The 11,451-nt window shown below is 39.9% G+C and carries 12 protein-coding genes; 3 read left to right on the top strand and 9 right to left on the bottom strand.

The features are described from left to right. The first annotated feature begins 94 nt into the window (after positions 1-94). Positions 95-1,417, top strand: coding sequence for an IS4 family transposase (locus tag L655_RS0123570; RefSeq protein ID WP_198925100.1), 1,323 nt, complete (start codon positions 95-97; stop codon positions 1,415-1,417). 47 nt (positions 1,418-1,464) lie between these two features. Here the strand turns inward: L655_RS0123570 and L655_RS0123565 are convergent, their stop codons facing one another. From L655_RS0123565 to L655_RS0123545, 5 genes are read right to left on the bottom strand one after another with little or no spacing between them, the layout of a single operon-like run. Continuing rightward, complete coding sequence (locus tag L655_RS0123565; RefSeq protein WP_024606468.1) at positions 1,465-2,082, bottom strand: SCO family protein; 618 nt, start codon at positions 2,080-2,082, stop codon at positions 1,465-1,467. After that, entirely contained in the window at positions 2,079-3,008 is a 930-nt protein-coding gene (gene cyoE / locus L655_RS0123560; protein WP_024606467.1) for a heme o synthase, read from the bottom strand. Before cyoE ends, L655_RS0123565 begins: the two co-directional genes overlap by 4 nt. Before the next feature lie 12 nt (positions 3,009-3,020). Then, on the bottom strand, positions 3,021-4,010 hold the full coding sequence (locus L655_RS0123555) for a COX15/CtaA family protein (protein WP_007584952.1): 990 nt from the start codon (positions 4,008-4,010) through the stop codon (positions 3,021-3,023). Positions 4,011-4,038: 28 nt separating this feature from the next. Continuing rightward, positions 4,039-4,533: a hypothetical protein gene (locus L655_RS0123550; RefSeq protein ID WP_024606466.1), complete on the bottom strand. Its 495-nt coding sequence runs from the start codon at positions 4,531-4,533 to the stop codon at positions 4,039-4,041. Next, positions 4,523-5,263: an SURF1 family protein gene (locus L655_RS0123545; RefSeq protein ID WP_024606465.1), complete on the bottom strand. Its 741-nt coding sequence runs from the start codon at positions 5,261-5,263 to the stop codon at positions 4,523-4,525. The genes L655_RS0123550 and L655_RS0123545 overlap by 11 nt, the downstream gene beginning before the upstream one ends. Before the next feature lie 14 nt (positions 5,264-5,277). Between L655_RS0123545 and L655_RS1000000128570 the strand changes: the two genes are divergently transcribed. Continuing rightward, entirely contained in the window at positions 5,278-5,586 is a 309-nt protein-coding gene (locus L655_RS1000000128570) for a DUF2909 family protein (RefSeq protein ID WP_076915320.1), read from the top strand. Here the strand turns inward: L655_RS1000000128570 and L655_RS0123540 are convergent. Genes L655_RS0123540 through coxB form a run of 4 tightly spaced genes read right to left on the bottom strand, consistent with a single transcriptional unit; the run spans position 5,489 to position 9,664 of the window. Further along, on the bottom strand, positions 5,489-6,364 hold the full coding sequence (locus tag L655_RS0123540; protein ID WP_024606464.1) for a cytochrome c oxidase subunit 3: 876 nt from the start codon (positions 6,362-6,364) through the stop codon (positions 5,489-5,491). The genes L655_RS1000000128570 and L655_RS0123540 overlap by 98 nt on opposite strands. A 35-nt stretch (positions 6,365-6,399) precedes the next feature. After that, positions 6,400-6,930: a cytochrome c oxidase assembly protein gene (locus L655_RS0123535; RefSeq protein ID WP_002959612.1), complete on the bottom strand. Its 531-nt coding sequence runs from the start codon at positions 6,928-6,930 to the stop codon at positions 6,400-6,402. Further along, positions 6,930-8,522 (bottom strand): cytochrome c oxidase subunit I, encoded by a 1,593-nt coding sequence (gene ctaD / locus L655_RS0123530; protein ID WP_007584944.1) that lies wholly within the window; start codon positions 8,520-8,522, stop codon positions 6,930-6,932. The genes L655_RS0123535 and ctaD overlap by 1 nt, the downstream gene beginning before the upstream one ends. Beyond that, positions 8,522-9,664, bottom strand: coding sequence for a cytochrome c oxidase subunit II (coxB, locus tag L655_RS0123525; protein WP_024606463.1), 1,143 nt, complete (start codon positions 9,662-9,664; stop codon positions 8,522-8,524). Before coxB ends, ctaD begins: the two co-directional genes overlap by 1 nt. Before the next feature lie 521 nt (positions 9,665-10,185). Here coxB and L655_RS0123520 point away from each other — a divergent pair. After that, positions 10,186-11,451 (top strand): IS4 family transposase (locus L655_RS0123520; protein ID WP_024606462.1); only part of this gene is annotated, 1,266 nt, incomplete at its 3' end.

Raw genomic sequence — 11,451 nt, 5'->3', positions numbered from 1 at the left:
TAATGCCGATCAGTTAAGAAAATGACCGGTTGACCGATCCAAACGATCATGCAAAATCCGTAGTTAGGAAACTAACTACGGATTTTTTGTGAATATAGAACAAGCACTGCAAGCAACACTTGAAGAAAGCAGCCGATACCATACCTTTGAAAAATTATCAGAAATTCTTGACCCTGAAATCATTGAACAAGGTTTTCAACAAGCAGGGATTGCAACCGTTCGTAAGCGAAGATTACCGCTTGAAGCCGTTTTGTGGTCAGTTATTGGCATGGCATTGTTTCGAAAAGAATCAGTTTGGAATATCGCTAATAAGCTAGATATCATGTTACCTGGCAAGAACCCACTCGTTGCTCCAAGTGCGATGGTACAGGCGAGACAAAGGTTAGGTGATGATTCCGTTAAACACGTTTTCAATAAATCTGCTCAATCAATGTATAAGCAACAGTCATTCGAAACATGGAATGGTTTGAACCTATTAGCTGTTGACGGTGTTGTGTGGCGAACAGCCGACACGCCTGATAATCGTAAAGCCTTCTCTTCAGGTAGCAACCAATACGGTGATACAGCCTTTCCTCAAATACGCATGGTCTGTCATATGGAATTGACCAGCCATCAACTTCTCAGTAGCGAGTTTGATAACTATAAAACCAACGAGATGAAATTAGCTGAGCGTTTAATTGAACGTACACCAGATAATTCACTGACTATGTTTGATAAAGGATATTATTCTTTAGGCCTGTTAAACCGTTGGCACCAAACTGGGGAGATGAGGCACTGGTTGATACCAGCAAGGCCCGACTTACAGTATGAAATCATCTCCAGCGCGGGTAAAAATGACCATATCATTGAATTGAAAACAACAAAGCATGCACAAAAAAACTTTCCCGATGTTCCTGAAACGATTAAAGCGAGATTAATCAGCAAAACAATAAAGGGCAAAAGCTACCGTATATTAACCTCGATGACGGATAGATTGCGTTATCCAGGTAATGAAATTGTTGAATTATATTGTCATCGTTGGGAGATAGAACTTGGGTTTAGAGAAATCAAACAAACCATGCTTGATAGCGCATACCATTTAAGAAGTAAGCGTCCAGACATGGTGCGTCAGGAGCTATGGGCCGTGTTACTCGCCTATAATTTAATACGAAGAATAATGACGATGGCGGCGACAGTCACAGGGATATGGCCTAACCAGCTTAGTTTCTCTAGCAGTTCGATGGCTGTCATTCAGTATTTCTCGTCAGTATCTATAATGAGCCCAGGGAACATTCCAATACACTGGCAGCACTTACTCGATACACTGGTCTTATTTAAGCTTCCAGCTAGACGAGAAGATAGAAGATATCCCCGATGGGTTAAGCCAAAACCATCTAAGTATCCCCATAAAAAGAAAGATGCCAGTCAGCTTAACTGACTGGCATTAAGCCTAAAGCTCCTTTCAAATTGGTAAAAAGTAAAAAACTAGTTTTTGTAGTAATCGGCTATTTTTTTAAACTCTTGCGTTAAAGTCGTCGCATTAATTAATGGCACGCTACCTTGTTTAAATTCTGGTTTAAAAATAGCTCTAACGGCTCCATTTTGATCAACCATAGCGACCGAAGCACTATGATCAACTGCATATTCTGATTCACTACTATCGCTAATCGCGTAAATTAAACCAAGCTCTCTAACAACAGGAAAAAGGTGTTTATGTTCCCCTGATACAGCTAAAAAGTCAGGATTAAAGTAATCTATATATTGCTTTCGTTTAGCTGGTGTATCGCGTTTTGGATCAACCGATAAAAACCAAATTTGCAGCGGATAATCTGCTTGTAAGTTTTTATAAACAGCATTTAACTTAGCAAGTGTTAATGGACAAATATCTGGACAGCTTGTATAGCCTAAAAATACTAAATTCCACTGTCCTAAAAATTGTTGCTTAGTCACTAATTCGCCGCGCTGATCGTTTAGCGTAAAATCAGACAGTGGCTTTGCATTTTCGTAAACTAATGCATCTACATCTGGCGGACTATTTTCGTTTGAACATGATGATAAAAACAAAACTAAAACAACAATTAATCCAAGCCATAACTGCTTCATAAAGGGAGCCATTTATCTATAAATAAGATTACAAAGAGTACCATTAAATGAATAATCGAAAAACGAAATAAGTCCATTGCAGTCTCATCATTTCCAGCAATTTTTAATTTGACGGCTTTATATATAAACACAGCATTTAATACACACGCACCTATTAAATATATTAATCCAGACATACCAATTAAATAAGGTAATACGCAAACTACAGCGAGTAAAACAGAGTAAGCAACAACGCAGGTTTTACAAAAATCGATACCATGGGTTACTGGTAACATAGGAATTTTAGCGCGTTCATAATCACTTTTTCGTGCTATAGCCAGCGCCCAAAAGTGTGGCGGAGTCCAGGTAAATATTATCATTACAAGTAACCAAGGGGCTGCTGCCATTTGGTTTGTTTCTGACACCCAACCTAATAATGGAGGCATTGCGCCAGCCAACCCACCTATAACAATATTTTGCGGTGTAGCACGCTTTAAAAATGATGTATAAACAAATGCATAACCTACCAATGCAAATAACGTTAATATAGCGGTTAAGGTATTAGCCCACACCATCAGCATAATAAAACCCGCAACCCCAATAACAGCTGCAAAACTAAGCGCATGTGTTTTACTTAAACGCCCTTTAGCCACAGGGCGATGACGAGTCCTTGCCATTTTTGAGTCTATCTCACTATCAACCACATGATTAATAACCGCTGCAGCAGCAGAAAGTAGCCCTATACCTAACAAGCTAATAAACTGTACAGCCATACCTCGCCCTACATCAGGAGCCAGCGCTAAACCAACCCAAGCTGTTAGTACCAGCATGGCTACCACTTTAAATTTACTAATTGCTAAGTAGTCTTGCAGCAAATTATGAGTACGCGAAATTAGCGATTGAGCATTAACGGGTAGCAGTATTTTTTTATCAATTATAAGTGCCATTATATTTCCCCTTTATGTGCGTGATTTTAGGTAATAACACAACCTAACCATGCTTAATAATAGTATGGCAGCCATCAAGTTATGCGCCAATGCAACTCCCAACGGAATATGCCAATGTACTAAAATAAGCCCTAAGCTAATTTGGCAAAGCAGAACAAGTAATACACTCACCACGCAATTTTTAATTTTTTTAGAGTACGCTTGGCTGTATATTTTCCACATAATTAGCGCCAGAACGATGCAAGTAACCAGTGCCCAAATGCGGTGTAATAAATGAATAGACATACGCGCTTGCTGCGATAACACACCAAACTCATAATTACTGTGCTCAAGTGGTAATTGAAATACGCTACTCAATGAAAACGGTTGTGCGTAATTACACAATGGCAAACCACTACAATGAGGAGCGGCGTAATTTGCAGCCAGCCAACCACCTAGTGCAATTTGGATAATCAATACACTGAGCGCTACTAAACTTAAACCAAAATAGCGTTTTGCGCCGCTATCGCCACCCATAATAGGTTTTGCGGTTAGCCGTAAATATAAAAGCGTTATAAGTGACAAAATACTAAAGCCACCTAATAAGTGGCCCATTACAATAAGCGGCTGAAGGTTCATGGTTACTGTCCACATACCAAGGGCAGCCTGAAATACCACGAGTAGAAGTAAAGCCAAAGGCAATTTAACTGGCGTAGTTGGATATTGGCGTTTTAAAAAAGCCAACACAAATAAACCTAAAATAAGTAAGCCTAAAGCACCTGCAAAGTAGCGATGAATCATTTCTTTCCACGCTTTTGCGGTTTCGAACATCATATCGGGGTAGCTTTGAGTTGCTAAGGCTATGTCAGCCTCATGCTTAGGTACCGTTAAAAAGCCATAGCAACCAGGCCAATCGGGGCACCCTAATCCTGCATCACTTAAGCGGGTGTACGCACCTAAAGCAACTACAATCAAAGCGAGTAATCCTGTTATTAATACTAAGTTTTTATAATTTTTATACATCAGATACTCCAACTTAAGCTCAACTTAGTTAGCTAGAACGAGAATAGTTAAGTAATTTTTTTAGATCTTTTAATAACCCTTTTTGTACTAAACGGTTTTCTTGTGGCTGGACCTTAAAGGGATATTCAAGTACCACTAACCCCATATGATCAATTAAATATAAACTTGCAGGATTTAAACTCTGTTGCTCGGTAATAATTTTCCATGGTAGATTTTTATTGTCGGGACTTCCCATTACAGCCATATCAACCTTGCCTTGGTTTTTACCAAGTGCCACATATAAGTTATTAAGTGCATTGAGTTGTTCGCTGCATGGGGTGTTACATTCGTTTGAATAATTAAGTGCGATAGTCCATTGTTTGGGATTATTTTTCGGCCAATTTTTAAGTTTTATTTCTTGGCTTAAAAACTCGCCATTATTAGTAATTGCAGTAGGCAACCAATCAAACTTTAATGCGCCATATGCCAAAATTAATGGGATAGCGCAGCAACCCACAAACAACAAAAGGGGATTATTTTTCATTATGTGTCCTTTTTTTACTCGCAAAAATAGCCACAACAGCACATGCAACAGCAATTAAAAACCATTGCACAGCGTAGGCATTATGCTTTTGAGGGCTCATAACAACGGCCTCATAATGAGGTGTTGCAATCTCATCACCAGTACCTTGTCTGTAAGCCATAAAATTAATTAATGATTGCTGGCTTTGAGTGCTCAGCATATTCAAGTCTATAGATTGGATTCTTGTAGGTAAGTCGTTATTTGTAGTTTTATCTTCAAGCGTAAAGCTACTTAGGTTATTTTCTTTTATTTGCGCTTTAAGAATAAAAACACCTGTAGGCAGAGCAACCTTTGGCAGGGTATCTCTAGATATAGGCGCTTTTACCCATCCTAAATTAACTAAAATCACTTTTTCTTCGGTGTCTGGCTTTAGTAAAGCAAGTAAGTCGTACCCTACTTGTCCGTTATAAACTTGATTATCTAAAAGCCAATATTGGTTTTGTACAAACCGCCCTTTTAACTCAACCAATACACCAGTTTTGTTCCAGCTATCAGGCAAGTTAAGTAATTGAGACCAGCTCATCACACCACGAGTCTGTTGCTTAGCTATGGCGGTTAGTTGTTGCTGCTTTTGCTCACCTCGCTCCAACTGCCAAAACCCTAATCGCACACACACAAGTACAACAACCACAACCATACAAAGTGTGATTAGTGAGCTAAGCTTTTGTTTGTGCCGTAAAACTAACTGCATAAAGGGTCAACTCAGTGATTATTAAAATTATTATCGTACTGTTGTTAATATTTATACTTTTTAACTTATTTAGAGCATTGTTTATTATGGTGTCAGGGAAAACAGGGGGACGACCTATGTCTCACTTTTTAGGTCGTCGCGTATTGTTTTCGGTCGTTGTTTTAGTTGTTGTTATTGCAGCGCTTAAACTTGGTTTTATTAAAGCAAATAATTCGCCAATAAACGCTACAGCACATATACAAATACAAACAAACACAGCCACACCACATCAACAAAGTGCCAATACCAAGCAGCTGCTTGAAAAGCAAAGTGCTTATCTTTAGTAAAGTGCCCTTTTAATATCCGTAAAAATATTACAAATAAAAGTACGGTTCCTAGCGTTACATGCATGCCATGAAAACCAGTCAATAAAAAGAACGTATTACCGTAAATACCCGCATCTAGCGTTAGATTAAGGTCATTATATGCATGCATGTACTCCTCAACTTGCAGCCCTAAAAAGCAAACACCCAATAAAATAGTAGCGCCTAAAAAAACCTTAAGTGGAGTACGTTTATTGTTTTCCATCGCTACGTCGGCAAAATGTAAAGTAACTGAGGAAGTAAGCAGTATTAAGGTATTTATAAGTGGTAAGCCTTGCCAGCCCATAGCCTGAGTAGTTTCGCCAGCAGGTGTTGAAACTAGCGGCCAAACAGCTTCGAAAGTTGGCCATAATACTTCATTGGTCATTGCATTATTGCCTGCGCCTCCAAGCCAAGGTACCGACAATACGCGTGCATAAAAAAGCGCACCAAAAAAGGCCATAAAAAACATCACTTCAGAAAAAATAAACCAGCTCATACCTTGCCTAAAAGAGCGATCCATTTGTGCTGAGTACAAACCTTTGTCCGATTCACTAATTACATTTTTAAACCAGCTAAACAACATATACACAAGCACAGCAATACCGGCATAAAGCAGATAAACCCCGCTACCACCTTCTTTACCTACACTCATAACAGTCAAGCCTGCCCCTACTGCAATAAAAAACAATGCAACAGCACCTACAATAGGCCACGGGCTTTGCTCAGGTACGTAATAATGCTCATATTCTTGATTCATTTTATTTACTCCTAGTTTCACACTAGTTTAAAAAGCTAGTTATTACTTGCCACCAGCTGTTCACTAATATCAAATACGGTATAAGATAAAGTTAATTCTTCAATGTCGCTTGGCAATGCGGTATCAACATAAAAAAGTAATTTAAATTCAAGCTCTTCCCCTGCTTTTAGAGGTTGCTGATCAAAGCAAAAACAGGCTATTTTATGTAAATACTTTGCCGCTTTACCTGGTGAGACTGATGGTACAGCCTGCATTACTTTATCTAGGTTGCTGTTATTTTTTGCACTAAACATTACTTCACGCATTGCACCGGGTTTTACCACTACACTGTATTCTTTTGATTTAACTTCAAACGGTGCACCACTTTGGGCGTGAGTAGTAAAGCTAACGCCGACTTCTCGGTTTTGTACTATTTGTGTACTTTGCTCTGCTTGCTCAAGCGAAGGCTTTCCATTAAGCCCTGTTACATCACAAAACACGTCATACAAAGGTACTAAGGCAAAGGCAAAGGCAAACATGCCTATGCAAATAAGTACCAAACGTTTGAGTAGCGGTGCGTGTGTCATTACTTAATAACCGGCGGCGTAGAAAAAGTATGATATGGCGCTGGAGAGTCAACTTCCCACTCAAGGCCTTCTGCCCCTTCCCATACTTTTGCAGGCACTTTATCACCGCCACGCGCGCATTTAATTACCACAGCTACAAACAACAATTGCGATAAACCAAAGGCAAACCCACCAATACTTATGATTGCGTTAAAGTCGGCAAATTGAAGAGCATAATCGGGAATTCGACGCGGCATACCGGCAAGCCCTACAAAATGCATAGGAAAAAACAGTACGTTCACGCTCACCAGCGATAGCCAAAAATGCCATTTAGCCAATGTGATATTAAACATATTGCCCGTCCACTTAGGCAGCCAATAATAAGCACCTGCCATTATCGAAAATACAGCCCCTGTTACTAATACATAATGAAAGTGCGCCACTACAAAATAAGTATCGTGATATTGAAAATCAGCAGGTGTAATTGCCAGCATCAATCCCGAAAAACCACCTAAGGTAAACAGCACAATAAACGCAATACTAAAAAGCATTGGCACTTCAAAAGTTATTGAGCCTTTCCACATTGTGGCAACCCAATTAAATACTTTTACGCCTGTAGGTACCGATATAAGCATGGTCGCGTACATAAAAAACAACTCGCCAGCTACCGGCATCCCAGTAGTAAACATATGATGAGCCCATACAATAAAGCTCAATAGTGCTATGGAGGATGTGGCGTATACCATTGAGGCATAGCCAAAAAGTTTTTTACGAGAAAAGGTAGGTACTATTGTAGATATAATGCCAAAGGCAGGAAGAATCATTATGTATACTTCGGGATGACCAAAAAACCAAAAAATGTGTTGGAACATCACCGGGTCGCCACCGCCTGCGGCATCAAAAAAGCTGGTCGCAAAATACTTATCGGTAAGTACCATAGTGACAGCCCCTGCAAGCACTGGCATTACCGCTATTAATAAAAAGGCAGTAATTAACCACGTCCATACAAATAAGGGCAACTTCATCCATGTCATGCCGGGGGCACGTAAGTTCACTATGGTTACAATCACATTGATTGCGCCCATTATTGAGCTAATTCCCATAATATGTACGGCAAATACAAACAATGCAGTATTATCATTACTGTATGTTGTGGACAGTGGTGCATAAAAAGTCCAACCAAATGCAGGACCCCCACCAGGCATAAATAACGATGCCAATAGGATTAAAAACGCAAACGGTAAAATCCAAAAGCTCCAGTTATTCATTCTTGGCAATGCCATATCTGGCGCGCCAATCATAAGTGGTATCATCCAGTTAGCAAGGCCTGTAAAGGCGGGCATAACCGCACCAAACACCATAATTAAACCATGCACTGTGGTCATTTGATTAAAAAAGTGAGGGTCGACCAACTGTAAACCTGGTTGAAATAATTCAGCTCTGATCACCATGGCCATTCCACCACCAATTAAGAACATGGTCAGCGAAAAAATTAAATATAAACTACCTATATCTTTATGATTAGTTGTGTAAAGCCAGCGTTTAAAACCTTTAGCTGGGTGATGAGCATGATGAGCTTCATTGGCGTTAGGTTGTTCTACTATGCTACTCATTAGTTCGCCTCCACTTTGGCATCAAGTGCTGTCTGTATTTGACTCGGTTGAATAACATCACCCGTATCATTACCCCACGCATTACGTTTATAAGTAATAACCGCTGCTAATTGCTTTATAGATAACTGTTTGGCAAATGCTTGCATTGCCGTACCAGGTCGTCCATGGATAACTACATCAATGTGATCTTTCATATCGCCAAGCACTATCGGGCTGCCTTTAAGTGCAGGAAATACGCCCGGTAACCCCATGCCAGTAGGTTGATGACATGCAGCACAATTAGCCATATATACTTGTTCGCCTAAAGTCATTAACTCTTCTTTTGGGAGGGTTTTATCAAGTAATGCGGCATCTGCTAATGCTGCTTTTTGTTTAGCCTGCTTTGCATCTGCAAGCCATGTTTTAAAATCAGCCTCAGATTTAGCGACCACCACAACGGGCATAAAGCCATGGTCTTTACCACACAACTCAGCACATTGGCCTCGGTAAGTACCTTCTTCGTTTATGTTCGTCCATGTTTCGTTTATAAAGCCGGGGTTAGCATCTTTTTTAACTGCAAAATCAGGTACCCACCAAGAGTGAATAACATCGTCAGAAGTCATTAAAAATCGTACTTTTTGATTTATTGGCAGTACAAGAGGCTTATCAACCTCAAGTAAGTAGTTAGGATTTTTATCTGCAAGATTAGCGATTTCATCTTGCGGGGTAGATAAAATAGAGTAGAACTCTACATCTTCGCCCATATATTCATAATGCCATTTCCATTGTGAGCCTGTAATTTTAATAGTGAGATCAGCTTTGCTGGCATCTTCCATTGCAATTAGGGTTTTAGTGGCTGGTACTGCCATAGCAATTAAAATAACAAACGGAATTGCAGTCCAAAGTATTTCTACTTTAGTGCTTTCGTGAAATTGGGCAGGTACAGCCCCTTTAGATTTACGGTGATGAATAAGTGCCCAGAACATAATTGCGAACACTATCACCCCAATCACACAACATATTATAAATATGGTCATGTGCAGCTGATATACATTATTGCTTATATCGGTTACGCCTTTGCGCATATTGTATTGGCTGTTAGCCAAAACTGGGTGCGAAAAAACACATAATATAAGCCACAAGGTAGAGGTCAGTTTACCCATGTGGTGGCTCCTTTGATGCTATTGCGAATGCAAAGCGAAGAGGCATACGGCTTAAACGCCAATTCGTTATTTTTATTTTTTTAGCCAATCTCATTTAATATTGATTGGTTTTGCTGCGCCAACAACGTGTTTGTGTATATTGTGTGTTCTCAAAACTAAAAAGCTGTGAGTTATTATTAGCTCAGCACATTAACAATTAGCTAAAAAATGAACAACAAGCAAGTTTTAGTATAAAAAACAATCAGGTTGTAATTGGGTAATTAACAAAAAATCAGCAACTAGCTAGGCAACAGGAAGTTCAAAAGATGAGAAAAACAAAGGGGTTTAACGCATTTGGAGGGGAAATTATAAGTGCAAAAAAGTTTACAGGTTGAATAGTCAGTGGGCTGGTTGCACCCTATTTTAGTACGAATTTTAAAACAAAAATGCGTACTAATTAGTTAATGCAGATCGTTTAAGCTAATTGAACGATCTTTCAAAGGGCTCATAATAGGCTACAACAGAAGTTGTGGCCTATTTTTATGTCTGAATTTATTAAAGAATTACACCTTACGACTGAGTTTTGCCAAGATCGTGATATTGATTCGTTCACTAAGCACATTCCCCTTGAGTGGATTGAAGAAGCTGTTACCCAAACAGGAAGAGCCTCTGTACGCAAACGACGCTTCCCCGCCGAACAAGCCGCTTGGCTTGTGTTAGGAATTGGTTTATTAAGAAACCGCTCAATATCTGAAGTCTGTGACAAACTAGAGCTCGCTTTTCCTGACGCAAAAGGAGAGCTTCCACCATTGGCGACCAGCAGTATTATAAAAGGGAAAGAAAAGCTAGGCGCAGCGCCTATGAAACACCTTTTTAAACATACAGCAACGCAGTGGGAGCAGTCGCAAACTTTTGATGACGTGTGTGGTTTAAAGCTGCTAAGCGTTGACGGTACACAATTTAAAACCCAAGATACGCCGAGTAACCGTCATTTTGGCTATGCTCAATCGACAACGAACTTCCCCTCAGTACTTGCTGTAACCTTGATGTCGACAAGAACGCATTTAATATCCGATGCAGCGTTTGGCCCCATTACTCAAAGTGAAATTCATTATGCTCAACAGCTTGTTGGCTCAGCACCTGAACATTCACTAACTCTATTTGATAAAGGTTTCTTTTCGGCTGAACTATTCACGAGCTGGCAAGGTGTTAGCGAAAATCATCATTGGCTTACGCCCATCAAAAGTAAAATGCGCTATGAAATAACGGAATCATTTAGCGATTACGACCACTTAATAACAATGCCTATTTCGCCACAAGCTAAAAAATCAGCCCCTTACCTAGGTGATACATGGCAAGCAAGGCTTATTCAAATTCCGACACCTAAAGGTGAAATAAAAGGGTTCATCACCTCATGCGCCTGTCCAGAAAAGTACCCGCTGAAAGCGCTACTCGATGTTTATTGGCAACGATGGGAAATAGAGCGAGGATATGGTGAGCTCAAGCAATATCAATTATCTAATAAGCCAGCGCTACGGAGCTTGAAACAGGAAGGTATTTATCAAGAGCTCTGGGGTATTCTGACGTCATACAATATCGTGAGACTTGAAATGGCAGAGATGGCTAAAGCCCATAAAGTGGAGCCATTACGCATCAGTTTCATAAACGCATTATACCTGATACAAGACGAGTTTTTATGGTGCTCAGGTCGAAGCCCCGGGACAATCCCTAAAAAGCTAAAAGAACTACGTGAAAACGGTAAACGGCTAATATTACCGGAGAAAAGAAAGCGAAAAGCTTATCCGCGA

Source organism: Pseudoalteromonas sp. TAE79, assembly GCF_000498015.1.
In the GTDB taxonomy this organism is placed as follows: Bacteria; Pseudomonadota; Gammaproteobacteria; order Enterobacterales; family Alteromonadaceae; genus Pseudoalteromonas.
This window is presented reverse-complemented; position numbering and strand designations above follow the sequence as displayed.